Genomic DNA, 25,134 nt, shown 5'->3' with positions numbered 1-25,134 from the left:
CTGAAAAAGCAATTAAATCTCAATTACCTAATTGACATTTCATAGCAGGTCTGTATAGGGTTTAACAATCGGATTTGTTCAGAGCTAACGCTCTTCGCTTTTTTTTCACGTGAGCATCGTTAGATGCGAGCAAATCCGTTTGTTTTGTTATTTTACATTCTTTTCTTTGCTTTCTATCAGGCGTATCCAAGGTTTTCTGTAATCTACCTGCATAATCTTATATTATAGCATATTTCTTTGAGATATATGATAAAATGTCACGATTTATTAAAAAAAATGCAAGTTAATAATCCCTGTATTAGTCTTCAACTGCGGAACTGCCATTCCACACCCTCTTTCCTCGCCTTTCCACAGACTGTGGAATGGCCATTCCATATACAATGGATTTGCTGGTATTTACATTTTGTAAATAATTTTGATATTTTAGTATTGACATAATAAAATAATTGTAATATTCTATAAACAAGTTGGAGGGGTAGGCGGATGCAGCAAACCGCCTTAAATCAAAAACCTACGGAGCGAACCGTAATAACGGTGGGTATTGTATGGCTACAGAGATCGCAAAGTTTCTTAGAAAGTTGCGCATTGACAGCGACCAGAGCTTAGGCGATATGGCAGAAAAGATTGGTCTTTCTGCCGCTTATCTTTCGGCAATCGAAAATGACAAAAGAACTGCGCCGGAAGATATGAAGGAAAACCTTTACAAGGCATACAGCCTTTCAGAGGAACAAAAGCTTGAGTTTGCGCGGCTTGTTGCAGAATCAAGGAAAAAGGTCGAGATTGGCCTTTCGGGTATTCAGGCGGAACTTTTTCCTGAATATGTAGACACTGCTGTTATGTTTGCACATGATTTGTCGCAAATGAACAGAAAACAGCTTGCAGAAATAAAGGATTGTCTGCAAAGAATAAAATCGGAAGCAGCGCCTATGTAACACATGGAGGTTTATTAAATGCAGAACAGATTTCAGTGGTTGGGACAGTCATCTTGATGATGGTTGTAGATTTTAAGAAAATGGCGGTCGAGTTCAGAAAATTTTTTGGGCTCGACTCTACGCAGAACTTTCCGGCGTTGAGCATTGCAGAAAACAAACTCTGCCAGGCTGACGCACAGTTTGAGTTCAATATTGTTGCCGATGCCGACTGGTATTACAAAGACAGCATTCAGGCATATTACAAGCATCATGCAAACCGTCATGAAATTGGCATTAAAGAATCCGTTTATGGAAAGGCGCGTAATGGTGACAAAAGCGCACTCTATTCCATTGCACATGAAATCTCCCACTGGGGTCTGATTAACTATTTTAAGATAAACCTTGGATTGGCAGAATCAGAGCAGATTGATCCGGTTGTAAAAGCTGTTCTGATAAAGATTCACGAAAACATAGCGGACTTGCTGACATCTCTGCTTGTGTTCAGCGAAGAAGAGCTTTTGCATGCACAAAGCGCAGGGGATTTGGATTTTGGCTCATTCATGGGCAAAGACCAGATATCTCTTGCGCTCTTCTATTTTCAGAATCATGAAATTCTTGCGGCAAACTTTATGAAGAGATTTGCGCCGCAGATTGCGGCTCAAAATAAACAGACTGAATTTCAAAGGAGGATTGATTAAATGGCCAGAGGGCAAAAAAATAAGCTTCCGTTTAATTGGCGTTAAACAGAAGCTCTGCATAGATTCCATAGTAGAATCCAAAAATCTGTTAATTTATTCTACTATAAATCTATGCTCCCTGTCAAAGACTTTTTTTCTTGATGCAGTGCAGTAAAAATCTAAATGCTCTGTACTCAAAGTTTTAGTCTTCCGTCGTTCCGTTGGTTCGGCTTTGACAAAATTATTTTTTTAGCAATGGTGATTTCAGTATTTCGGTAAGTTTATAAAACAAAGTGCAATCACCGCATTAAAAGGAGCACAGACCTATATGTCTAGTTCAACTTTTAAAAATGCAGACAGCATCTTAAGCGTGACTCTGCGTAAAAATCAGTTCTCAGCAGATGAGAATTCTTTTATTGGACGTGTTACAAGAAACACAGTAACTCTTGAAAACTTGATTGCATCAATCTCAGAAAAGAATCCGGGCGTCAGTCCTTACATGATTCAGCATGTTGCAAACCTTTTGAGAGATGAAACGCTCAGCTCTTTCCATAATGCAAGGGCTGTTGACCTTCTTGGACTTGGTACAATGTACATTAGTGTAGCCGGCAGTATCAGCGGTGAAAATCCCGGTGAATCAAGTATTCCGGGGTTCAAACTGAACTTTACTCCAAGCACCCGTGCACAGGAAGCCGTGGACAGCCTTAAAGTTGACAAGGTTATCATTGCAGATTCAAATCCTGCAATCGATAAAATCATCAACACCTTCAATCAGAATGAAGAACGCAATCTGCTAAAAGGAAAAGGCGTTCGCATTACCGGTAGCAAGCTCAAAGTTATGGGCGAAGATTCAGGCATCTGGTTTGCCCCGCTCGACAGCGACGGCAATGTCACTAAAGACGAATCCACCTGGATTCAAGTGGCATCTGAAACAATAAGCCGGAATAAGCCAAAAACTCTTGAATTCTACGTTCCGGACAGCATCACAGAAGCCGATTACAGAATCGTAATCCGCACCAGATACTGTTCCGGCGACAAGGAACTCAAGTCCGCTGTATCTGTTATCAGCAAAACTGTCAGCATAACAACATAAGCTGAGTTTTTTGAGCTGCCACTGTTCCATCTGAAATTTTTGCGTATCTCCGCAGATTTTTCAGGTGGAGCATTTATTTGGCTATCATCTCCCATAAAAAGTCAAGAAGGTTGTTTCAGCAATCGATTGACTTTTTATGTTGTTCCGTAATGCAATGAACTCGCAGCGCAGGCTTCCAGCGGAAACAGCAGTTGATAAGGAAGTTCGCATTGCGAACTTGTGGATAAAAACTTTGACGCTATTTAAGGCAAGTTTTTCATTACACACTCCTTAAACCACCTTCTGAGTATTCGTAATCATATTTCGCACTTACGCCGCTGTTGCATCGTTTGCAGGAATAGAGATTATCAACTTATCCTGCGCCAAGTTGAAATCGACTGACACGACTTTTGCTGTTGTAGTTATTGTATTAGCCAACCCAAAATGCAAGACGACACAGTAAAACGCTCATAACTTTTTCTTATGGCATCACATAAAAATTTAGATTTTGATTATATCACGCGTTTTTGCTATTCTCTTTCGTATGAAAAGAATTTACAGAACATCAGTTGCAGGTTATCCGCGAATCGGCTCTGCGCGCGAACTTAAATTTGTAAGCGAGCATTTTTTTGCAGGAAGAACGACGGAAAAAGAGCTTTTGCAGACTGCCGCAGAAATCAGGCGCAAAAACTGGCTCACTCAAAAAGATGCAGGAATTGATTTTATTCCGTGCAATGATTTTTCTTTTTACGACGGAATGTTGGACACGTGCTTTATGACAGGCGCAATCCCTGCTGAATACAAAAAACTCTGCCTTTCAAAAACAGACACGTACTTTGCAATGGCGCGCGGTTATCAGGGAGAAAGCGGCGATGTCCGGGCGCTCCCGATGAAAAAATGGTTCAACACAAACTATCACTATCTTGTTCCAAAAATTGACGACGGCATAGAATTCAGCTGCGATTTTTCAAAAATCCTTTCTGAATTTGACGAAGCAAAATCGCTGGGAATAAACGCAAAAATCACAGTCATCGGCGCGTACACTTTCCTCAAACTCAGCCACGCAGAGCACCGCACAGACATTGCAAACTGTTACAAAACGCTTTTGCAAACTGTCTTTGAAGCAGGCGCTGAATGGGTGCAGTTTGAAGAGCCTGCGCTAGTCCTTGATATGACACAGGAGGACATTTCGTTATTCCGTCGGTTGTACGAAAAAATCCTTGACGGGAAAAAAGTGAATGTCCTTTTGCAGACGTACTTCGGTTATCCGGGCGACTGCTACAATGAACTTTGCAATCTTGCGTTTGACGGAATCGGACTTGATTTTATTGAAGGAACTGAAAATCTTTCGCTGATAGAAAAATACGGCTTTCCGAAAAATGCCGTTCTTTTTGCAGGTGTCGTAAACGGCAAGAACATCTGGCGAAACGATTACAAAAAAACAAACGCACTTCTTGAAAAAATAAAATCGCTCTGCACTCCAAAAGAAATCGTTGCAGGAACAAGCTGTTCATTGCTCCACGTTCCCGTAAGCGTAAAGTCAGAAACAAAACTTCCGCCGTCAGTTCTTGAGCATTTTGCCTTTGCAGAAGAAAAACTTTCCGAACTTCACGACATTGCATTTGCTGACGTTTCCGCGCTTGAAAAAAACGCACACCTTTTTGAAAAACCGCGTACGCAGAAAAACGATGAACTCTGCCAGAAAATCAATTCGCTTTCCGAAGATAACTTTGTGCGACAGCCTGATTTTAAAGTCCGCGAGCAAATTCAAAAAAACGCGCTTGACCTTCCGCTTCTTCCGACGACGACAATCGGTTCTTTTCCGCAGACGGCAGATGTCCGCGCAAACCGTTCAGCGTTTAAAAAGGGCGCAATTTCAAAAGAGGAATATACCGAGTTCAACAAAAACAAAATCAGGGAATGTATTTTGCTTCAGGAAAAAATCGGACTTGACGTTCTTGTTCACGGCGAATTTGAACGCAACGATATGGTTGAATATTTTGGCGAACATCTTGACGGCTGTCTTTTTACGCAGAACGGCTGGGTTCAGTCTTACGGAACTCGCTGTGTAAAACCGCCTGTCATCTGGTCTGACATCACGCGCAAAAATCCGATTACAGTCGAATGGTCAGTCTTTGCCCAGAGCTGTACAAAAAAATTCGTAAAGGGAATGCTCACAGGCCCGATTACGATTTTAAACTGGTCGTTTCCGCGCGAGGACATCAGCCTTAAAGAAAGTGCGTTTCAGATTGCGCTTGCAGTCCGCGACGAAGTTCTTGACCTGGAAAAAAACGGCATAAAAATAATTCAGATTGACGAGGCGGCGCTCAAAGAAAAACTGCCCTTGCGAAAAAGTGATTGGCACAAAAATTATCTTGACTGGGCAATCAAAGCGTTCAACCTTGTCCATTCAGGTTGCAGGGCAGAAACGCAAATTCACACTCACATGTGCTACAGTGAATTTATCCCGATTATAAAAGACATCGATGCAATGGATGCGGACGTCATCACTTTTGAGGCAAGCCGGTCGAACCTTGAAATTCTTGATGCGCTCAAAGAAAACAATTTCAAGACGGAAACAGGGCCGGGAGTTTACGACATTCATTCGCCGAGAATTCCGCCGGAAGAAGAAATGCTCGGTGCGATTGAAAAAATGGCAAAGTTCATTCCTGTTGAAAAACTCTGGGTAAATCCAGACTGCGGACTTAAAACTCGCGGAACGGAAGAAACTGTAAAGAGCCTTGAAAATATGGTGAGTGCGGCAAAAAAAGCGCGGGAAAAATTGGGGTAAAGACAAAATGCTGAAAACGACTTTTGGAAAAACATCGTTCTCGTTCGAGATTTTTCCGCCGAAGAAAGACAGCCCGGTCGAAACAGTTTTTGACACGCTCGATGAACTTTCTGACCTGCACCCCGATTTTATCAGCGTAACTTATGGTGCAGGCGGAAGCGGAAACTGCGACAAAACGCTTGAAATTGCACGGCGCATAAAAGACAAGTGCCGTGTAGAAAGCGTAGTTCATCTGCCGTGCATTTACCTTTTAAAAAATGCGGCGGCTTTGATTTTGGAACAGTTTAAAAGCGAAGGAATAGAAAACATACTTGCGCTTCGTGGCGATGCGGTCGAAGGTCTTAAACCAAAAGGCGATTTTCCGCACGCTTCCGATTTGATTTCGTTCATCAGAAAAAATTACGGCGGATATTTTCACATCAGCGCCGCGTGCTACCCTGAAAAACACCCTGAGTCACACGACACTGAAAGCGACATCGCGTTTTTAAAAAAGAAAACAGACTGCGGTGCAGACCATCTTATAAGCCAGCTTTTCTACGAGAACGAAAATTTCTATCGCTTTCTTGAAAAAGTGCGCGCCGCAGGAATTACAGTTCCCGTTGAAGCCGGAATTATGCCTGTGACAAACCGCGCGCAGATTGAACGGATGGTAAGCCGTTGCGGCGTTGAACTTCCAAAAAAATACAAAGTGATGATGGAAAAATTCGGCGGTGACAATGATGCAATCAGGGACGCAGGAATTGCGTATGCCATCGAACAGATTGTAGACCTGGTAAGTCACGGCGTAGACGGAATTCACCTTTACACGATGAACAAGCCGTATGTCGCGAGGAAAATTTCGGAGGCGGTCGAACGGATAATCAGATAGGGGCAATCGGATAAAACAGTCGGATTGATAATCAGATTTATTTTGATAGAACAAAACACTCGTGCAAAAACAGCGGTCAGTGCCAGAAATTTTAATACCGGGCGGCAAGCGTTTTGAGTTCTTCAAGATAAAGTTTTGCATACCGGCTGATTTCCGTGCGGTCGTTTACGATGTAGCCGATAGTCATCGTTTCGTCGCCTTCGGTTTTAAGCGGAACTGAAACAATCTGAGTTCCGTTCAGGTCGCTTGTTATTACCCCGGAGCAGATTGTGTAGCCGTTCAGCCCGACAAGCAGATTGAACAAAGTTCCGCGGTCGCTCACGTGAATGACCTTGCGGCGGCTTACCGTGCTTAAAATTTCTTCCGAAAAATAGAACGAATTAAAGTCGCCCTGCTCAAAGCACAGGTACGGATATTCTTCAAGGTCAGCAAGCGTTACAAACTTTTTCTTTTCAAGCGGATTTTCGGAACTTACAAAAACGTGCGGCTGTGCGCAGAAAAGCGGAGTAAACGAAAGATGATTTTCATTCAGGATTTTCTCAAGGACTTTTCTGTTAAAATTATTCATATAAATAATCCCAGTGTCGCTCTTAAGGTTTTTCACGTCCTCGATGATTTCATAAGTGCGCGTTTCCCTGAGCGTAAAATCGTATTCCTCGGCGTTCATTTTCCTTACGAAATTCACAAACGCATTCACGGCGAACGCATAATGCTGTGTAGAGAACGAACAGATTTGCCGCGCCATTTTTTTGCCGGTGTAGCGCTGTTCCAGAAGTTCAGTCTGCTCCACCACCTGCCGCGCATACGAAAGAAATTCCGCGCCATCGGAAGTGAGCGAAATTCCCTTTGCGTTCCTGCTGAAAATTTCAATGCCGATTTCCTTTTCCAAATCACGCACGGAATTAGAAAGCGCCGGCTGTGTTACAAACGCCTGCCTCGCCGCCTCCGTAATCGAACGGCACTCCACGATTTTCAAAATATATTTTAACTGCTGTAATGTCATACGATTGAATTATACCAAACCGGGCGAAAAAATTTAAGGATTGCTGGCGTGAAGTTTTTTTAATATACTGAAAAAATGAAAATGCTTGTTACAGGCGGAACGGTATTTGTTTCGCGGCGGATTGCAGAATTTTTCTGCACATCGGAAAACGAAGTATTTGTGCTGAACAGAAACACTCGGGCGCAAGTACCCGGCGTAAAGCTTATTCAGGCTGACAGACATTCGCTTGTGCCGGACAGTCTTTCCGGGTATGACTTTGATGCAGTGATAGATGTCTGCGCATACACGGAACAAGATGCCCGTATTCTTTCTTCTGCACTGGGAAAAAATTTTAGCGGTGAATTTATTTTTATAAGTTCAAGTGCCGTTTACCCGGAAACAAACATACAGCCGTTCTCTGAAAATCAGCAGTGCGGCGCAAATTCTGTGTGGGGCGATTACGGCACTAATAAAATACTGTGCGAAAAATATTATTCTTCTGTTTTCCCAAACACGTATATTATCCGTCCGCCGTATCTGTACGGACAGGGCAACAATGTGTACCGCGAGGCGTTTGCGTTTGACTGCGCCGATTTCAACCGCACATTCTATCTTCCGGAAAACGGCGCAATGAAGATGCAGTTTTTTCACATAGACGATTTATGCCGTTTCATTCACATTCTGCTGGAACAAAAACCTGAACAACGTATTTTTAATGTCGGCAACGCTCAAAGCATTTCTATAAAAGAATGGGTAAACCTGTGCTATGCCGCCGCAGGAAAAACGCCGGCTTTCAAGTCCGTAGATACGTCAGTTCCGCAGAGAAATTATTTTTGTTTTCATAAATACGAATATGCGCTGGACGTTTCCCGAATGTCTGCACTTATGCCGGAAACAATTTCTCTTTCCGCAGGATTAAACAAAAGCTATGACTGGTACAAAACGCACAAGGATGAAGTAAACCGCCGTGATTATTTTAATTACATTGACAATGTTCTGAAAAATTTTTGAGCTTTCTAAATTGTCAGGAATTGTTCGTGTGGCTGTCTTGAAAAATAATCGATGACAGTTTTTCTGCTTTCATCATTTGATTTATAGTTTGTCATTCCAGTCTGAAAATAATGTCCGAATTCAAACTGCTTGCAATAGTAGGAAAAAAAACGCTGAATTCTTGTTTTATGAAATTCCTTTGGTTGAAATTTTTCAACATAGTCTATAAAGTCCAGTGCAGTCTTCATTCTGTCCACGGAAATTTCTTCAGCTGAATGTTCGTGATTTTTTTGTATCTGTCTGAAAATCCATGGTTTTTCTGCGGCGGCTCTTGCTATCATGACTCCGTCTGCTCCCGGGCATTTTTGAAGCGCATAGGATTCGCTTTCGAAGTCCTTGATACATCCGTTCAGGTAAACTTGGGCAACGTCCTTGTACCGCTGTGAAATTTTATGGACAAATTCATAGCGTGGAAGCCCGCGGTATTTTTCCTTTATAGTCCGTGGATGAAGCGTGATGAGTTCAACTCCGTTTTCTACGAGCATGTCGGTAAAAGAAAGAAAACCGGCCTCTGTGAAATTTTCATCTCCAAGCCTGCATTTTACGCTCAGCCTGAAATGCCTGTTCATTTTTTGTTCCATTAAATTCAGGCTGTCTTTTACGGCGCGCACAGTTTTTTTTGTTTCTTCAAGCGGCTTCAGCATCCATGAAATTCCTGCTCCTGTCTTGTAGATTTGAGGGGCAGAGCAGCCCATGTTCAGATCCACGCCGATTCCGCCTTTTTCGCACACAATGCAAGCGGCCTCTGCAAGCGGTTTTGTTTCCGAGCCTGTGAGCTGCCATACAATTTTTTCTGGAGCAGGTCCGTTTAAAAGATAGAATTTTTCAAACGGCCCTCTGTTCAAAAGAGAAGGCGCATTTATCATCTCCGTAAAATATTCATCGCAGCCGCCGAAATTTTCAATTAGAATTCTAAAAGCTTCGTGGCTCAATGTTGCCATGGGCGCGCAGACAAATTTCATTTTGAATTAATGTATTCCGCAAAAATTTCTGCTGCATCAGCGCACAGTTCCTTGCACGGGCGTTTTTTATAGTATGATTCCGTTCTCTGTTCTGAAACCGGCTCGGAGGCATTTCCTTCAACTGAATTTTTTCTCAGAAATTTTTGGGAGTCGCCGAGCGGAGAAATTCCCAGCAGTTCCCGGCAAATAAACGAGCCGTTCTTTGCCTTGAATTTTCCGCACAAATCCTGGCCTGTCTTGTAAAGCGAATCCTTTGAATTTTTGTCCTTGGGATCAGAAACTCCTTCTTTTATGCTCAGCGCAAGCATCATTCCATTCACGGCGCCGCACATTTCTCTCAGGCGGCAGGTTCCTCCTCCGAATGCCTGTGCGGCTTTTAGAGCAAAGTCCCTGTCAATTCCAAGTTCTGTGCAGAACACTTCAAGAACTGACTGCGCGCAGTTGAATCCTTCTGTGAAATTTTCCGCGGCTTTCTGTCTGGCTTCTTCTGCGCTTATCATAATGCCTCTACTGCTTTTGCGGCTTCTTTTATGAAATCCGCATCAAGTGATTCTGCTTCTCCCTTGTCGATTGCTTCGGATATATTTTTCTCTATTGGAATTCTTGCAAGAATTTTCAGCTTGAATTCTTCTGCAATTTTTTCAATGTTGCTTTCCCCAAAGATTTTTATTTCCTTTCCGCACTCCGGGCATTTTACGTAGCTCATGTTTTCTATGATTCCGATAACCGGAATGTTCATCATGTTTGCCATGTTTACGGCTTTTTCAACAATCACGCGGACAAGCTGCTGCGGCGATGAAACTATTATTATGCCGTCCACTGGCAGCGACTGAAAAACTGTAAGAGGCACATCGCCTGTTCCCGGAGGACAGTCGACAAACATAAAGTCAACATTTTCCCAGAGAACATCAGTCCAGAATTGCCGTACTGCACCTGAAATAACCGGGCCTCTCCATACAACAGGATCGGTTTCATTCTGAAGCAGAAAATTCATTGACATAAGCTGAATTCCCGTTTTGGATTTTACAGATTTCAGGTATCCGGACTCTTCGCCATCGCTGTTTTTTTCAGAAACACTTTCCGCGCGGATATTTCCAAGCCCGAACGCAGTTGGAATTGAAGGGCCTGTGATGTCTGCATCGAGAATGGCGGCATTGAAGCCGTCCTTATGGACAGTGCAGGCCAGAAGGCTTGTTGCCAGCGATTTTCCAACTCCGCCCTTGCCGGACACGATGCCGATAACTTTTTTTACAGAAGCGCCTTTGTGAAGGTTTTCTTTCAGCGGTTTTTTTTCACATGTATCTGCGCAGTTTGAGCAGCTTCCATTGCAAGCCATGTTGACCTCTTTTTGCATTTTTAGAGTTATCTCGGAAACTGAAATTTTCCGAGGTTTCATTATGTTTTCAGCTGGTTAATGCTTTTGGGAATCTCTGAAAACTGAAATTTTTTTGAGATTCGCTTAAGTTTTAATCAGTGGTTTACAAATATACTAAACAAATTTTTTCATAAATACAACAGGGGGGTATTTTTTTTGACGGTCGCTGAATAAATATTTTTAGAGATTTTCTATAAAGAAATTTTTATCTTTGAATTTTGCAAAATTCATGTTTGTGCCTGAGACTTGTTTATTCACTTGAGGAAAATATAAAAAAAGTGTTATACTTTGCTCCACTCCTATGAAAAAATGGATTGCGGCGGTTGTAAGCTTATACAGTTTTAGAGTTATCTTGAAAAACTTGAATTTTTCGAGATATTTTTTACGGTAAATATCGAAACGCTCAAATATAGATCATTTTTTTGATAGGGGGGGGTACTGTTGATTTTTTATATTTCATTATTTAGTTTTGTTTTCAGTCTTGTATTCACATGGATTATAATAAAAATTTGCCAGCGGTATAAGATTTATGATGAGGTGGATCCCCGCAAAATTCACAGCGGAAATATTCCCCGTCTTGGAGGCGTGGCTGTTTTTATTTCGTTTTTTGTTGTTTCCGGGGGCTATGTTTTTTTCTTTCAGCGCGGACTGTTCGATTTTGCGATACCGGTTTTTTTAGGTTTTTTTCTGATATTCATCTTTGGATTTATCGATGATCTGATGAATCTTCATGCGCGAATAAAATTTTTGGTTCAGATTGTTGCGGCCCTTTTGGTGGCTTTGAGTCCTGTCGGATTTCATATGATTTTCTTCCTTGAGCTTGGCGGTGCGTGGGACAATGTGATTACTTTTTTCTGGATTCTGGCATGTATAAATGCATTTAATTTAATAGATGGAATTGACTGGCTCTGCTCCGGAATTTCATTTCTTTCATTTATAACGATGGGAATTCTGAGCCTTATATATAAGAATGATTTGTATTCGCTTTATTTTATCCTGTCAGGCTCTCTTGCCGGCTTTATGTTTTTTAACAGACCGCCTGCAAAAATTTTTCTTGGGGATTCAGGCAGCCAGACACTTGGCTTTGTGATTGCTGTTTTTCCGCTTTTGAACAAAGGCTCTTTGACTTATGAATACAACAAGATGATTATTATGTTCCTTATTGCATCTATTCCGCTCACTGATGTTATTGCAGCTATGTGGCGTCGGTTCCGTGACCACCGTTCCATTTTCAGCGCGGACAGGGCGCATATACACCACAAAATGCTCAATGTGGGATTTTCGCGGGGAACTACAATTTTGTTCCTGCTGAGCCTGCAAATACTTGTGTGCTTTTCGATTCTTCTTTCGTGCAAACTGACCGTGAGGGTTGCGACTGCGGAACTTTGCCTGTTTTTGTGCCTGGTTGAGCTTGTCTTTATTACGTTCCATTATCTTAATCATTCCGTGAATAAAAGAAAAACCGGGCATCTTCAGGATCATCCGCAGAAGGAACACTAGCACACTTCCGCTTCCCTGAAAATCCGCTTGATGCGAGAGAAGCTCTTTCGGCTTCAATGCTTTTCAATGTATTCTTATTTTGCTATACTCTTTTTCATTCTGCGGAAAAATTGTCTTCATGAATCAGGCAGAGGCGCGCTTGCTTTTGCCAGTGTGGAAGAAAATGAAATCATGTTAAGGAAAAAAATATGCTGAGTCAGAAAGAAGTTTTTAAGTCTGCTGTGGTTGATATGCTGGAAAAATTCAGGCAGGAAAACGGCCTGGACTGCCCTCAAATTGACGGTTCGCTTGTGCGTGTGGAAAATCCGCCGCGCCCTGAAATGGGAGACTTGGGAATTCCGATGTTTCCATTTGCAAAGGCCTTTAGAATGGCACCTCCTGCCATTGCCGCTTCAGTCGCTGAAATGCTGAAAAACGCTTCCGGAACTGATTCAAGCCTTTCGTCGCTTGGGGAATTTGCTGCGGCCGGTCCTTATGTGAACGTCAAGCTCAACAAGGCAGCTTCCGCGGCTGAAATTCTTTCTTCTATTATTTCACAGGGAAATGATTACGGCTCTGTTGGCGTGTCCGGCAAAAAAATAATGGAAGGCCGCAAAATCATGGTCGAATTTTCCTCCCCGAATACAAACAAGCCTCTTCACCTCGGTCATCTTAGAAACGATGCGCTTGGCGAAAGTGTGAGCCGTATTCTGAAAAAGGCTGGCGCTGAAGTTTTCAAAGTCAACCTTATAAACAACCGCGGAATTCATATCTGCAAGTCAATGCTCGCATATCAGCTTTTTCATGCGCCAAAGAACGAAACTCCGCAGTCGCTTGGAATGAAAGGAGATCATTTTGTAGGCCAGTGCTATGTTGAATTCGACAAGTATTCAAAGGAGCATCCTGAGGCTCAGCAGCAGGCAGAGGATATGCTTGTAAAATGGGAGCAGGGGGATTCGGAAGTTCATTCTCTGTGGCAGATGATGAACAGCTGGACTTTTGACGGTCTTAAGGAAACCTATAAGCGAACAGGCATTGTTTTTGATAAATACTATTTTGAAAGCGATACGTACCTTAAAGGCAAGGACGAAATAATGAAGGGCCTGGAAAAGGGCGTTTTCTTCAAGGCTCCGGACGGCTCTGTTAGAATTGATGTTACGGACGTTGTTGGCAAAGGCAAGGACGAAGACAGCCACGATAAGGTTCTTCTTAGAAAAGACGGCACTTCTGTGTATATAACGCAGGATATTGGCACTGCGATAAGCCGCTATTATGACTGGCCGTTTAATCAGCTTGTGTATGTTGTTGCGAGCGAGCAGAATTACCACTTTAAAATTCTTTTCCATATTTTGCGGAAACTTGGATTCAGCTGGAGTGAAAAATTGTTCCACTTGAGCTACGGCCTTGTAAATCTTCCGAGCGGAAGAATGAAAAGCCGTGAGGGAACGGTTGTTGATGCGGACGACTTGATTGACAGCCTTCATTCACAGGCGCTGAAGGCGATCGAGGAGCGCGGAAGAGATTCTTCAGTCGGAAACCCGGATGAGGTGGCCGAAAAAGTTGCGCTGGCTGCGCTTGATTATTATCTTTTGAATGTTGCCCCGGTAAAGGATATGCTGTTCAATCCGGAGGAATCCCTCAGCTTCAATGGAAACACCGGCCCTTATTTGCAGTATATGGGAGCGCGCATTGCTTCTATTTTACGCAAGGCAAAGGAACAGGGGCTTGAGCCGTCGGATTCAAAGGGGGATTATTTCCTTTTGACCGCAGAAAGCGAATGGGCTCTCATAAAGGAGCTGGAGCGTTATCCTGATGTCGTTCAGAAGTCCGCGGAAAATCTTGACCCGAGCGGAATGGCGTCTTATCTGTATGATGTGAGCAAGAGTTTCAGCGCTTTTTACCGTGACTGTCCTATTGTCGGTACTGCTGCTGAAAATGAGCATCTTGCAAAGGCCCGGCTTGCGCTCGCACAGTGCACTCTTGCGGTTTTGAAGTCCGGCATGGAGCTTGTTCTTGTTCCTTATCTGGAGAGAATGTAGTCCTTGTTTGTGAGGAATATTAGGTGCGCTGAATAATCTGATTGTAGATTGTTCAGTCGCATTTTTAAGCCGGAATATTTGCTCCCGGCGCTCTTGCTTCTTTTCTCTTGTGTTGAATAAATACTTATTTTTTTGTATACTATAACTGTTTTTTATAAGAAAAATGCATATTTATACAAAAATGGAGGCTCATCTATGAACGAAAACAGTCAGAATTTAAATTTTATTGACAAGCTGTCAAAACTTACTGTGGACAATGACCCTATAGATCCTGCTCTCTATGAAAAGTATGATGTCAAGCGCGGTTTGCGTTATTCGGACGGCCGCGGTGTTCTGGTTGGACTTACAAAAATCGGCGATGTTGTCGGTTATTATATTGATGATAATGGAAAGAAAGTTGCTATTCCCGGAAAATTGATTTACCGCGGCTACAGTGTCGAGGACATTGTCAAGGACGCGGAGCTTCACCATCAGTTTGGCTTTGAGCAGTGTGTTTATCTGCTTTTGTTCGGGGAGCTTCCGACTCAGACGCAGCTTAAGGAATTTTCAGATTTTCTCGGCAGCCTGCGCTCTCTTCCTGAATATTTCACCGAGGACATGATAATGAAGGCTCCTTCGAGCGATATAATGAACAAAATTGCTCGCGGAGTTCTTGCTTCTTATTCCTACGATGCTGATCCTGAAAACCGAGGTGTCGCAAATATTCTCCGCCAGTGCATAGAGCTTATTTCACGTTTTTCCACACTGGCAGCATACGGATATCAGGCTAAGCGCCGCTATTATGACGGAAAGAGCATGTATATCCACAATCCGCTTCCGGAGCTGAGCACTTCTGAAAATTTTCTGCGCCTCACAAGAAGCGATAAATCCTATACACGCCTTGAAGCTGAAATTCTAGATCTTGCCCTTATTCTTCACGCTGAGCATGGCGGCGGAAACAACTCTTCGCTTACTATTCATGTTGTTTCTTCCGCGGACACCGATACTTATTCTGCTGTTGCGGCCGCAGTCGGCTCTTTGAAGGGTCGTCGCCACGGAGGCGCAAACATCCGCGTTATAGAGATGATGGACGACATAAAGGAAAACGTAAAGGACTGGACTAGCGAAACAGAAATCAGAAATTATCTTTATAAAATCGCCAGAAAGGAAGCTTTTGACAGAACAGGTCTTATTTATGGACAGGGACATGCTGTTTACACTATAAGTGATCCACGCGCAATTCTTCTTCGCGACAAGGCGGCGGAGCTTGCAAAGGAAAAGAACTGCATGGAGGAATTCAATCTTTACAGCACAATCGAAAAAATCGCCCCGGAAATTCTTTATGAGCTTCATGGACAGAAGAAGCGTATCTGCGCGAATGTGGATTTTTATTCCGGCTTTGTTTATTCAATGCTTGGAATTCCGCGTGAACTGTATACTCCTCTGTTTGCCATTGCCAGAATTGCCGGCTGGAGCGCACATAGAATTGAAGAGATTGTGGCGGGAAAGAGAATTTACCGCCCGGCCTATAAAAATGTAGCTGAAGAGCGTGAATATGTGCCGATTGAGCTGCGCAAGTAGATGGTTGCATGACAAAATTCAAAAATTTGTTGACATTCCAATGCAAATTTTATTATCTTTTTCGATAGAATAGGAATAGAAAATGAGCAAAGAAAAACATCATGAAAAACATAAGCTCGATGAGCAGAACAACGAGGAGCTTGCATCTGGCGGAACTGATTCAGTTCAGGATGCGGCTGCCCAGGAAAATGCGGAGCAGGCCAAGGAAAATATTCAGCCTGAAGACAGTGAGCTTTCCCCTGAGGAAAAAATTTCCGAGCTTGAAAAGCAGATTGAAGAGCTGAAGAAGAGCAATGCTGACTTGAAGGATCAGGTTTTGCGCCGCGCCGCTGATTTTGACAACTATAGAAAGCGTGCGATTTTGGAAAAGCAGGAAGCATTCGACTTTGCGAATACAAACTTGCTTAAAGATCTTCTTGAAAGCCTTGATAATTTTGACCGCACAGTTGAAGCGGCGGCTTCTGCTACAGATCCAAAGTCAATTGCTGATGGCGTAAAAATGATAAATAAATCCCTTATCAGCATGCTTGAAAATAAATACAGTCTTGTTGCCTATGGAGCTGCCGGGGATGCCTTTGATCCTGATATACATGAGGCCATCGGTTCTTCCCAGGATCCGGTTGCTTCTCCGGTGCTTAAAGTGGTTTATCTGAAGGGCTACAAGCTGAAGAACCGGGTGATTCGCCATGCAAAGGTTATGGTGAGCATGCCTGATGGAACGGTGGCTCAGCCGTCAGAAGAAAAGAAAGAAACTGAAGAAAAGTAGAGATTCTTCAGAAAAATAACTGCATATATAAAAGAGGTACATATTATGGGTAAGATTATCGGAATCGACTTAGGAACAACAAATTCTTGTGTTGCTGTAATGGAAAACAACGAGCCTGTTGTTATTCAGAATTCGGAGGGCGGACGCACAACCCCTTCTATCGTTGGTTTTACTGCAAAGGGAGACCGCATTGTAGGTCTGCCTGCCAAAAACCAGATGGTTACAAATCCTACCAATACGATTTATTCCATTAAACGTTTTATTGGACACCGCTATAACGAGCTTTCCGGCGAAGCAAAGCTTGTTCCTTATACTGTAAAAGACCACGGAGAAAATGTTCGTGTTGAAGTTGAGGAAAACGGAACAAAAAAGGAATATAGCCCGCAGGAAATTTCTGCATTCATTCTTCAGAAAATGAAGAAAACCGCGGAAGACTATCTTGGCGAGCCTGTTACAGAGGCTGTTATCACAGTTCCTGCATACTTCAATGATGCTCAGCGCCAGGCTACAAAGGATGCCGGAAAAATCGCCGGTCTTGAAGTAAAGCGTATTATTAACGAGCCGACAGCGGCTTCCCTTGCTTTTGGATTCAACAAGGATCAGAAGCAGGAAAAGACAATCGCTGTATATGACCTTGGCGGCGGAACATTTGATATTTCAATTCTTGAGCTTGGTGACGGCGTTTTTGAAGTAAAATCCACAAACGGAAACACACACCTTGGCGGCGATGACTGGGACCGCTGTATTGTAAACTGGCTTATTGAGCAGTTCAAGTCTGACACTGGAATTGATCTTTCAAAGGACAGCATGGCTTTGCAGAGACTCCGTGAGGCTGCTGAAAATGCAAAGATTTCTCTTTCAAATCAGACTACAGCTGAAATCAATCTTCCGTTTATTACAGCCGATGCCACAGGACCTAAGCATCTTCAGAAAACTTTGACACGCGCGCAGTTCGAGCAGATGACAGATTCCCTGTTTGAAGCAACACGCGAGCCGTGTATGAAGGCCATGAAGGATGCTGAAATTACTCCTGATAAAATAGACGAGGTTCTCCTTGTTGGCGGTTCAAGCCGTATGCCAAAAGTTCAGGAAATTGTAAAGTCTATCTTTGGAAAGGAAGGAAGCCGCGCTGTAAATCCGGACGAGGCGGTTGCTATTGGAGCTGCAATTCAGGGCGGTGTTCTTGCCGGTGATGTCAAGGAAGTTCTCCTGCTTGATGTTACACCTCTTTCTTTGGGAATTGAAACAATGGGCGGTGTATTTACTCGCCTCATCAACCGCAATACAACAATTCCTACAAAAAAGAGCCAGGTTTTCTCTACTGCGGCGGACAATCAGACTGCTGTAAGCATTCATGTTCTTCAGGGTGAGCGCGAAATGGCAGCCCAGAATAGAACACTCGGCAATTTTGACCTTACTGGTATTCCTGCTGCTCCACGCGGAGTTCCGCAGATTGAAGTTACATTCGATATCGATGCGAACGGAATTGTGCATGTAAGCGCAAAGGATATGGGAACCGGCAAGGAACAGCATATTCAGATTACATCTTCAAGCGGACTTTCAGAGGAAGAAATCAACCGCATGGTTAAGGATGCTGAAGCAAACGCTGATGCTGATAAAAAGAAAAGGGATGCCGTTGATACCAGAAACAATGCGGACAGCTTTGTGTATCAGACGAAAAAAACACTCAAGGAGATTGGCGACAAGATTTCTGCTGATGAAAAGGCAAAGGTTGAGTCTGCTCTAAATGAACTGAAGGAAGCTCTCAAGGGGGACAATACTGATGATATCAAGGCAAAACTTGAAAACTTGCAGCAGGTTTCCCAGAAAATGGCTGAAGAACTTTACAAGTCACAGGCAGCCCAGCAGCAGAATGGAGCAGGCGCACAGAATGCTTCAGATTCTGCCTCTGATGCGGGAGCGAACAGCGGTTCATCCGGCTTCAAGGGCGCAAACAATGCCGATGATGTTGAATACGAAGTAAAAAACTAAAAACAGCTGGCTTCTGAAAACTTTTGCTTTCGAAGGGCAGTTTTGAAAAATGCGATGTTGCAGTCTTGCGTTATAGCAGAAGGCTGGAATTCGCAGGTGTCTTTGAAAAATCGTTGCGGCGAATTTTCAGGATGCCGAAAAAAGCATGGAAAACGGGGCTGCTCATAAAAAAATCTGGGGCAGCCTCGATTTTATAGGAAAATAATATGTCTGCAAAACGTGATTATTACGAAGTTTTAGGCATTGATAAAAGCGCAGATAAAGATGCGATAAAAAAGGCATACAGAAAACTTGCCGTTCAGTACCATCCTGACCGTAATCCCGGTGACAAGGCGGCGGAAGAAAAATTCAAGGAAGCTACAGAGGCTTATGAAGTTCTGAGCGATGATCAAAAGCGTCCTATTTATGATCAGTATGGTTTTGCCGGTCTTGACGGAATGGGAGGCGGCTCCGGCGGGGGCTATAGTCATGCTTTTCATGATTTCAGCGATTTGTTCGGCGGCTCCGGCGGATTCAGCGATATTTTTGAAAACCTTTTTGGCGGCGGCTTTGGATTCGGCGGAAGTTCCAGCGGACGAACACGGAACAATAATGATGGCGCCAGCCTTCGCTATGATTTGCACATTGATTTTAAAGAAGCTGTTTACGGCTGCAAAAAGGATATTACATTCAGAAGGGATGAGCAGTGTCCTGAATGTCATGGAACTGGCGGAGCTTCCGGTTCTTCAGTAAAGACTTGTCCTACCTGCGGTGGAAGAGGTCAGGTTGGAAGAAGCTCTGGCTTTTTTGTTGTTCAGCAGACTTGTCCTACCTGCCGCGGAAAGGGAACTGTCATAGACAAGCCGTGTTCTTCGTGCCGTGGAAGCGGTGTTTTTGCAAAGTCCACAACGATGTCGGTTAAGATTCCTGCCGGGGTTGAAAACGGACGGCGGCTTTCTATCCATGGAATGGGAAATGCCGGAACAAACGGCGGAAATGCCGGGGATCTTATAATAGTTGTAAATGTAAGGTCAGACAGATACTTTGAAAGAGACGGCTATGACTTATACTGTGCCGTTCCGATAAGTATTTCCCAGGCTGTTTTGGGCGCAAACGTAGAAATAAAAAATCTTGACGGAAAAACTTTGTCGATAAAAATTCCTGCCGGCATTCAGCATGGCAAATTCCTCCGTGTAAGGGATGAAGGCGTGCCGGTTGAGGGATCTTCAAAAAAAGGAGATCTCTATGTAAAGATTATGGTTCAGATTCCTGCTCGGCTTTCCCGTCAGCAGGTGGCTGCAATGGAGTCTTTTGCTGCATTGGAAAAACCGACTGTTTCGCCTGAGCTTTTAACAAGGGAATCTTTGGGCTGATCCGTGTGGAAAAGCGCCATAAATTCTATGACCTCGGCCGCGGTGCTTTGTGAGAGCAGGGCAACATTGCGCCGGGGTATTTTTTTTGTGTTTCAGTAAAAAATCTTCCGTGGCTCTCTTCAAAAAAGCTACTTTTAGGAATTTCTGCATATAATTTTCTATTTTTTTGCCGATAATGTGGTATAATCTCAAAATGCGATGTTTTTAATCGCGCTTGTAATTTGAAAAATAACTAAAACCGCAATGTCATGTGTGTAAAATTCATCTGCCGCTGACCTTTGCGTAGCTTCAATAAACCCCAAGAGTGAGGTGCGGAAATGTATAAGACAAAAAGGCAAGCCGTTTTGATTGTAACGGGCGCTATTTTTCTTGTGATTTTGGCTTTCCTGGTTTCAGCTGTTTCTCCTGTTGTAAAGACTGCGCGCAATAATGTTGTGTTCTTTTCTTTTATAACTTCGGCTGTTGTTTTTTCAATTATTTATGTCGCTGTTACGTATGCAAAAAACAACATTCTTGAAATAATCAGAAAGAAAACTCTCTTTTCAAAGGAAACTGGTATTCTGAATGAATTTATCGACCAGATTCGTTTCTGCTATTCCCTGGATGATTTCTACAGGGCGATTTCTTCTGTTCTTGAGATGAAGGGAGACTGCTCCGTGCTTTTTATTGACCGGGAAAAGGACTACGTTCTTTACAACAGCCCGGATAGAATTTCGTGCTCGGATTCTGTCATGAATGCGCTTCGGCTTAATTATCCTGTGACATGGAGCGAAGGCATTTTCTTTATGGGGAATGAATTTGGCATTGTTTCAAGACAAAAGGATGCCCGCGGATTTATTCTTTCAAACAACAAGAAGCATCTTTATGTTTTCTGCCGGTATACAAAACTTTTTGATTCTGAAATATATAAGATTCTGTACGATGAATTTGCGCGTTTTCAGGCCAGAGCGCACACTATAAGCAATCTTTCTGAAATTTCTTCTCTTTCAAGGGAATGGAAGCAGCTGGCGGATACACAGAAGTCCTTCCTTCCGCTGAATATGCCTAAGATTGACAAGCTTTCTGTCGCTGCCTATTATCGTCCGCTTGTAAATGTTTCGGGCGATTATTATTCGGTTCTTCCGATTTCTCCTACAAAAACGCTTCTTATGCTGGGAGATGTTTCGGGAAAAGGTCTTGCGGCCGCTCTGGTCATGGGACTTGTTATGAACACTGTAAAAATTCTCGGCGACAAGGAAAATCTTCCTGCCATGATAAAAACCGTGGACAAGGCCATCAAGGGAATGAAGCTTCAGGATAAATATACGGTTCTTTTTATCGGCATCGTTGACACTGAAAAAATGACAATCCGCTATGTGAATGCGTCTATGTCCGATCCGCTGATTATAACAAATTCGCCTTCCGGCTATAGAATCAAGCCGCTTACTTCAAACTGCTCCCTTGTTGGAATTATTGACATTGATGATGTTCAGGTTGACGAGCAGCGTTTGTTCCGTGATGACGTTATACTTATGGCTTCCGACGGTGTTTCCGAGGTTATGAACGAAGAGGGTGTGGAGCTTGGAGATACTGAGCTGTACCAAAAAACGCTTAAAAAGAGCGCTTCAAAGACGCCTAAGGAATTTATAGATGATGTTGTAAATCTTATTATGGAATACAACGGTGGAAAAAAACTCAGGGACGATGTTACCATGATGGTAGCCAAGGTTGAGAGGTAAGAAATGATCTATGTAATTATAAATACGATTATTTGTGCTATTTTAGTTTATATTTCTTTCAGCATTGATAAAAACATAAGGGAAGAAAATTCGTCAAATGCCAACCTTGTAAACCTGTTTCTTCTGTTTGGCGTGATATTTTTCTTTATGGCGCTCACGATTGTTTTGTGCCTTAAAAATTCCATGCAGTTTGCGCTTCTGTTCGGAAGACTCACCTATATGATTATGGGCTGTTTTTCTGTGTCCTGCTGCAAGTACATGCTTATTTTCCCTGACTACAAAAAATCCCGCTGGCTTTCTTTCTTCCAGTTTTCGCTTTTTATTCTGGCGCTTTACATTGTTTTCTTTGCACAGAATTCGTTCACGTCGATTTCTTTGTCCAAGAGTGGATTTCTTCAAATTTCTTCAGGAACCGTGTTTAAGGGAACTTTGAATGCCGTGTTCAAATTTTCGTGGCTTGAGCTTTATAATTTTATATACAGAATTGCTGTTCCGGCTTTTACTTCGATTATGGTTTTTGTCCGCGCGGAAAATTCAGTTTCCAAGCTTAAGCAGCAGAATATGATTCAGAATGTGTTTGGAGTCATGCTTTCCTGGGTTGTTTTCTGGTATATCTATATATGCTCTGAAGTGCAGCCTGTTCTTAACAACTTTGTGGCTATTGGCTTTATTCCTGAGATGTGCCTGTTTGCCCGCTCAAGCAAAAATGATGAAATTGTTGATGCGCGGATTCTGCTGATGAGCTTTGTTCGCTTTCTGACAGGCTTTGTTCTTCCTATCGCTGTGTCGGCTCTGTTCTTTGTTCTTCTTTTGCCGCTCGGAAAGAATATTTTGATTTTTGAGCTGCTTCTTTATGTGAGCATTGCGGTTGTTTTTGGTGTGCTTATGATGTTCCGCCGCAAGTTCAAGAATTCAGAGCTTTTCAGAAACAAGATGTATTCCGAGGATTTTGAGCGCGACATAGCCGCCATAGACTTCAACAAGGAGCCTGCTGAAATCACAGAGAGTGTATTCAACGTCTTTAAAAAATATGTCGGCTCTTCTTCCATGAAGATTCTTATTGATGACGGCGTTGGAAACATTAACTGCATATATTCATCAGATGGAGAAAAGAATTTTTCAATTCCAAATGACCAGTCCATAGCTGATGTTCTCTTGAACAACCACAGCCAGATTGTTTTCAGGGAGCATGCGCAGAACAGCAACTCCCTGGCTTCAATAAAGGACAAGATTCTTGATTTGATGGACACTACAAATACTGATGCCTTTATCATGCTGAACGAAGGCCGCCAGTTCATAGGCTTGATTCTTCTTGGAAAAAAAGTGAGCGGAAATATTTATTCCGAGTATGACTATGAAGTATTCAATAAATTCTATTCGAATTTCTTTGTTGTAGGCTATTACGTAAAGAATATCATGAACGAGGCTGTCGTTGGAACCGTCAACCGTGAAATCAGGATGTCTGGGCAGATTATTACTTCCATTCAGGAAAACATGGATTTAATAAAAAGCAAGAAAATCGACGCGGGCTATCTCATGGTTCCGGCGCACAACATCGGCGGTGAATTTGTAGATATGATTCGCCTTACAGATACCCGGCATATTTTTGTCATTGGCGCATTGAGCGGAAAAGGTATCGCCGCTTCCATGGGAATGGTTATTCTGAAGTCAATCATCAGAACGTTCCTTTCTGAAACAACGGACTTCAAGCTTCTTGTGGCAAAGGTGAATACATTTATCCGCGAAAATCTTCCAAAGGGAACTTTCTTTGCGGGAACATTTGGAATTCTTGATTTTGCCACGGACACAATGTATTATATCAACTGCGGAATTCCTGCGCTTCTTGTGTACACCCGCGCTTACAATAATGTCATTGAAGTTCAGGGCGAAGGCCATATTCTTGGCTTTGTGAAGGATGTTGCTCCGTATATCAAGGTCAAGAAAATCAAACTTGCAGAAGGCGATATCGTTATGATTGTTACAGACGGAATCATCGATACAAAGTCCCTGCGCGGCGACATTTTTGGAAAAACAAGAACCCAGACTGCGCTGATGGAAAATTCCGGCTATCCTGCTGAAAAAATGGCCAAGTTCACTTATGATGCTCTTGTTGAATTTACATCAAAGGAGCTTGAAAATGATATTACTATTCTTGTAATGAAGTATTTTGGAAATCAGGCCGTTCAGACTGCTGCTGCGGCTGAATAAAAGTATTAAGGAACCTCGGAAAATTTTTGAGGTTCCAAGCATCTGCTGTTTTAGTGTTTTACGGAAAATGCAAAAAATAGCTTAGAGAGCCTTTAAAGGTTTGCGTTGCAAACTTCCTTATCGACTGCGCTTTCCGCCGGGAAGCTGCTTAAAAGGGAGAAAAAAATGGACCAGCTTGCGTTGAAAGAAAAAATAGGTGTTAACTATATGCTTCTTGAGCTTACCGGCTCTTTGAATTCATATACAATTTCTGAGCTTCAGACAAAGCTTTTTACTTATATAGTTGATGCGAATGTTGTCCTTGATGCAAGCCAGGTTGTCCAGGTTGATTCTTCCGGGCTTGGACTTATTCTGGCAGGACATAATGATGCCGAAGCTTCCGGAACAAAGCTTTTTGTAATGAATCCTTCGTCTGCTATAAAGCAGGCTTTGGAGCGGACGGGCTTTTTTGATATGTTCCATATAATTCATTCTGTAACAGAGGTTTCGGATGATTAGGCTGAATTTTCTTGCCTCGTTTTTTGCCGGTGTCCTTGTTGTTTTTTCAGGATGCTCCAAAAATGCCTATGCCAAATCCGTGGCACCTGCGCCTTCAGTTTCGCCTTCTATAAATCCAATGGAGGAAAAATTCATCAGGGTGTATGAAAAAATGTCTGAGCGCGCAAAGCGTGACATTTGTGTTTCAGCGCAAAACAGGGGCGAATTCTTACAGGAGCTTTCAGAAATTCTAGATGAAGAAAAATCATTTTCAGGCGATGACAAAAGCTTGTTTTTTTTGATAGACAAAAAGCATCCCGCGGAATCTTCTTATGTTCCCGTGAATTTGGTTTTGCTGAAAAAAAATCCGCTGTTTGATTTGAACAAAGAAGGAATGAAACTGCGCCCTGAGGCCTATTCCGCCTTGAATGAAATGGCGGCCGCTGCCTTGAATGATGGAATCAGACTTTTGGTGAGCTCCGCCTACCGCTCCTATTCGTATCAGGAAAATATTTTTAATTACTGGGTGAGCGTGGACGGCATTGAGGAAGCTGAACGTGAAAGCGCCCGGCCTGGAACAAGCCAGCACCAGCTCGGCACTGCGGTTGACTTTGGATCTGTTTCCGATGACTTTGATAAAACCCAGATGGGGCAGTGGATTTACAAAAATGCTGCGCGCTATGGATGGTCTCTTTCTTTTCCGCAGGGATATGAGGATGTCACCGGTTACCGCTGGGAGTGCTGGCATTTCCGCTATATTGGAAAATCCGCCTGCCGTTTTCAGCAGAAATGGTTCAATGGAATTCAGCAGTTTATGCTTGAATTTATAGGCTGCTGGAAAAACACTGATTAGCG

General features: G+C 42.9%; 20 protein-coding genes. 16 read left to right on the top strand and 4 right to left on the bottom strand.

Going from position 1 to position 25,134, the window contains the following annotated elements; all coding sequences use genetic code 11:
• The first annotated feature begins 545 nt into the window (after positions 1 to 545).
• The 5 genes from ACI4L0_RS09015 (at position 546) to metF (ending at position 6,319) form a co-directional block, all read left to right on the top strand.
• Positions 546 to 932: a helix-turn-helix domain-containing protein gene (locus ACI4L0_RS09015; protein WP_439799839.1), complete on the top strand. Its 387-nt coding sequence runs from the start codon at positions 546 to 548 to the stop codon at positions 930 to 932.
• On the top strand, positions 893 to 1,609 hold the full coding sequence (locus ACI4L0_RS09010; protein WP_439799838.1) for a hypothetical protein: 717 nt from the start codon (positions 893 to 895) through the stop codon (positions 1,607 to 1,609). Before ACI4L0_RS09015 ends, ACI4L0_RS09010 begins: the two co-directional genes overlap by 40 nt.
• Positions 1,610 to 1,916: 307 nt before the next feature.
• The gene (locus ACI4L0_RS09005; RefSeq protein ID WP_439799837.1) at positions 1,917 to 2,681 is read left to right on the top strand and encodes a DUF4469 domain-containing protein; all 765 of its coding nucleotides are present in this window, start codon (positions 1,917 to 1,919) and stop codon (positions 2,679 to 2,681) included.
• A gap of 523 nt (positions 2,682 to 3,204) precedes the next feature.
• Entirely contained in the window at positions 3,205 to 5,451 is a 2,247-nt protein-coding gene (gene metE / locus ACI4L0_RS09000; protein ID WP_439799836.1) for a 5-methyltetrahydropteroyltriglutamate--homocysteine S-methyltransferase, read from the top strand.
• Positions 5,452 to 5,458: 7 nt separating this feature from the next.
• Entirely contained in the window at positions 5,459 to 6,319 is an 861-nt protein-coding gene (gene metF / locus ACI4L0_RS08995; protein WP_439799835.1) for a methylenetetrahydrofolate reductase [NAD(P)H], read from the top strand.
• Positions 6,320 to 6,410: 91 nt separating this feature from the next.
• On the opposite strand, the gene ACI4L0_RS08990 is transcribed toward metF, so the two are convergent.
• Positions 6,411 to 7,322, bottom strand: coding sequence for a LysR family transcriptional regulator (locus ACI4L0_RS08990; protein ID WP_439799834.1), 912 nt, complete (start codon positions 7,320 to 7,322; stop codon positions 6,411 to 6,413).
• Between the two features lie 75 nt (positions 7,323 to 7,397).
• Here ACI4L0_RS08990 and ACI4L0_RS08985 point away from each other — a divergent pair, with 75 nt between their 5' ends.
• Positions 7,398 to 8,312 (top strand): NAD-dependent epimerase/dehydratase family protein, encoded by a 915-nt coding sequence (locus ACI4L0_RS08985; RefSeq protein ID WP_439799833.1) that lies wholly within the window; start codon positions 7,398 to 7,400, stop codon positions 8,310 to 8,312.
• Between the two features lie 5 nt (positions 8,313 to 8,317).
• On the opposite strand, the gene ACI4L0_RS08980 is transcribed toward ACI4L0_RS08985, so the two are convergent.
• From ACI4L0_RS08980 to ACI4L0_RS08970, 3 genes are read right to left on the bottom strand one after another with little or no spacing between them, the layout of a single operon-like run.
• Complete coding sequence (locus ACI4L0_RS08980) at positions 8,318 to 9,313, bottom strand: tRNA-dihydrouridine synthase family protein (RefSeq protein WP_439799832.1); 996 nt, start codon at positions 9,311 to 9,313, stop codon at positions 8,318 to 8,320.
• Positions 9,310 to 9,813: a C-GCAxxG-C-C family protein gene (locus ACI4L0_RS08975; protein ID WP_439799831.1), complete on the bottom strand. Its 504-nt coding sequence runs from the start codon at positions 9,811 to 9,813 to the stop codon at positions 9,310 to 9,312. Before ACI4L0_RS08975 ends, ACI4L0_RS08980 begins: the two co-directional genes overlap by 4 nt.
• Positions 9,810 to 10,649: a P-loop NTPase gene (locus tag ACI4L0_RS08970; RefSeq protein ID WP_439799830.1), complete on the bottom strand. Its 840-nt coding sequence runs from the start codon at positions 10,647 to 10,649 to the stop codon at positions 9,810 to 9,812. The genes ACI4L0_RS08975 and ACI4L0_RS08970 overlap by 4 nt, the downstream gene beginning before the upstream one ends.
• A 480-nt stretch (positions 10,650 to 11,129) precedes the next feature.
• Between ACI4L0_RS08970 and ACI4L0_RS08965 the strand changes: the two genes are divergently transcribed.
• The 10 genes from ACI4L0_RS08965 to ACI4L0_RS08920 all read left to right on the top strand — a co-directional run bounded on the left by ACI4L0_RS08965 (position 11,130) and on the right by ACI4L0_RS08920 (position 25,132).
• Complete coding sequence (locus ACI4L0_RS08965; RefSeq protein ID WP_439799829.1) at positions 11,130 to 12,188, top strand: glycosyltransferase family 4 protein; 1,059 nt, start codon at positions 11,130 to 11,132, stop codon at positions 12,186 to 12,188.
• A 188-nt stretch (positions 12,189 to 12,376) separates the two neighbouring features.
• Positions 12,377 to 14,206, top strand: a complete 1,830-nt coding sequence (gene argS, locus ACI4L0_RS08960) for an arginine--tRNA ligase (protein ID WP_439799828.1) — start codon at positions 12,377 to 12,379, stop codon at positions 14,204 to 14,206.
• A gap of 195 nt (positions 14,207 to 14,401) precedes the next feature.
• Positions 14,402 to 15,766 (top strand): citrate/2-methylcitrate synthase, encoded by a 1,365-nt coding sequence (locus ACI4L0_RS08955; protein WP_439799827.1) that lies wholly within the window; start codon positions 14,402 to 14,404, stop codon positions 15,764 to 15,766.
• 82 nt (positions 15,767 to 15,848) lie between these two features.
• Positions 15,849 to 16,532 (top strand): nucleotide exchange factor GrpE, encoded by a 684-nt coding sequence (locus ACI4L0_RS08950; RefSeq protein ID WP_439799826.1) that lies wholly within the window; start codon positions 15,849 to 15,851, stop codon positions 16,530 to 16,532.
• 45 nt (positions 16,533 to 16,577) lie between these two features.
• The gene (gene dnaK, locus ACI4L0_RS08945) at positions 16,578 to 18,524 is read left to right on the top strand and encodes a molecular chaperone DnaK (protein ID WP_439799825.1); all 1,947 of its coding nucleotides are present in this window, start codon (positions 16,578 to 16,580) and stop codon (positions 18,522 to 18,524) included.
• A 206-nt stretch (positions 18,525 to 18,730) separates the two neighbouring features.
• Positions 18,731 to 19,876 (top strand): molecular chaperone DnaJ, encoded by a 1,146-nt coding sequence (gene dnaJ, locus ACI4L0_RS08940; RefSeq protein ID WP_439799824.1) that lies wholly within the window; start codon positions 18,731 to 18,733, stop codon positions 19,874 to 19,876.
• Positions 19,877 to 20,193: 317 nt separating this feature from the next.
• Entirely contained in the window at positions 20,194 to 21,594 is a 1,401-nt protein-coding gene (locus tag ACI4L0_RS08935; RefSeq protein ID WP_439799823.1) for a PP2C family protein-serine/threonine phosphatase, read from the top strand.
• A gap of 3 nt (positions 21,595 to 21,597) precedes the next feature.
• Complete coding sequence (locus ACI4L0_RS08930) at positions 21,598 to 23,802, top strand: PP2C family protein-serine/threonine phosphatase (RefSeq protein WP_439799822.1); 2,205 nt, start codon at positions 21,598 to 21,600, stop codon at positions 23,800 to 23,802.
• A gap of 165 nt (positions 23,803 to 23,967) precedes the next feature.
• The gene (locus ACI4L0_RS08925; protein ID WP_439799821.1) at positions 23,968 to 24,300 is read left to right on the top strand and encodes an STAS domain-containing protein; all 333 of its coding nucleotides are present in this window, start codon (positions 23,968 to 23,970) and stop codon (positions 24,298 to 24,300) included.
• On the top strand, positions 24,293 to 25,132 hold the full coding sequence (locus ACI4L0_RS08920) for a M15 family metallopeptidase (protein ID WP_439799820.1): 840 nt from the start codon (positions 24,293 to 24,295) through the stop codon (positions 25,130 to 25,132). The genes ACI4L0_RS08925 and ACI4L0_RS08920 overlap by 8 nt, the downstream gene beginning before the upstream one ends.
• Positions 25,133 to 25,134 lie beyond the last annotated feature (2 nt).

The organism is Treponema sp. (assembly GCF_051883275.1).
In the GTDB taxonomy this organism is placed as follows: Bacteria; Spirochaetota; Spirochaetia; order Treponematales; family Treponemataceae; genus Treponema_D.
This window is presented reverse-complemented; position numbering and strand designations above follow the sequence as displayed.

Coding starts and splice junctions, on each gene's coding strand:
- ACI4L0_RS09015 (WP_439799839.1), top strand. CDS start 546: ATGGCTACAGAGATCGCAAAGTTTCTTAGAAAGTTGCGCATTGACAGC.
- ACI4L0_RS09005 (WP_439799837.1), top strand. CDS start 1,917: ATGTCTAGTTCAACTTTTAAAAATGCAGACAGCATCTTAAGCGTGACT.
- metE (WP_439799836.1), top strand. CDS start 3,205: ATGAAAAGAATTTACAGAACATCAGTTGCAGGTTATCCGCGAATCGGC.
- metF (WP_439799835.1), top strand. CDS start 5,459: ATGCTGAAAACGACTTTTGGAAAAACATCGTTCTCGTTCGAGATTTTT.
- ACI4L0_RS08990 (WP_439799834.1), bottom strand. CDS start 7,322: ATGACATTACAGCAGTTAAAATATATTTTGAAAATCGTGGAGTGCCGT.
- ACI4L0_RS08985 (WP_439799833.1), top strand. CDS start 7,398: ATGAAAATGCTTGTTACAGGCGGAACGGTATTTGTTTCGCGGCGGATT.
- ACI4L0_RS08980 (WP_439799832.1), bottom strand. CDS start 9,313: ATGAAATTTGTCTGCGCGCCCATGGCAACATTGAGCCACGAAGCTTTT.
- ACI4L0_RS08975 (WP_439799831.1), bottom strand. CDS start 9,813: ATGATAAGCGCAGAAGAAGCCAGACAGAAAGCCGCGGAAAATTTCACA.
- ACI4L0_RS08970 (WP_439799830.1), bottom strand. CDS start 10,649: ATGGCTTGCAATGGAAGCTGCTCAAACTGCGCAGATACATGTGAAAAA.
- argS (WP_439799828.1), top strand. CDS start 12,377: ATGCTGAGTCAGAAAGAAGTTTTTAAGTCTGCTGTGGTTGATATGCTG.
- ACI4L0_RS08955 (WP_439799827.1), top strand. CDS start 14,402: ATGAACGAAAACAGTCAGAATTTAAATTTTATTGACAAGCTGTCAAAA.
- ACI4L0_RS08950 (WP_439799826.1), top strand. CDS start 15,849: ATGAGCAAAGAAAAACATCATGAAAAACATAAGCTCGATGAGCAGAAC.
- dnaK (WP_439799825.1), top strand. CDS start 16,578: ATGGGTAAGATTATCGGAATCGACTTAGGAACAACAAATTCTTGTGTT.
- dnaJ (WP_439799824.1), top strand. CDS start 18,731: ATGTCTGCAAAACGTGATTATTACGAAGTTTTAGGCATTGATAAAAGC.
- ACI4L0_RS08935 (WP_439799823.1), top strand. CDS start 20,194: ATGTATAAGACAAAAAGGCAAGCCGTTTTGATTGTAACGGGCGCTATT.
- ACI4L0_RS08930 (WP_439799822.1), top strand. CDS start 21,598: ATGATCTATGTAATTATAAATACGATTATTTGTGCTATTTTAGTTTAT.
- ACI4L0_RS08925 (WP_439799821.1), top strand. CDS start 23,968: ATGGACCAGCTTGCGTTGAAAGAAAAAATAGGTGTTAACTATATGCTT.
- ACI4L0_RS08920 (WP_439799820.1), top strand. CDS start 24,293: ATGATTAGGCTGAATTTTCTTGCCTCGTTTTTTGCCGGTGTCCTTGTT.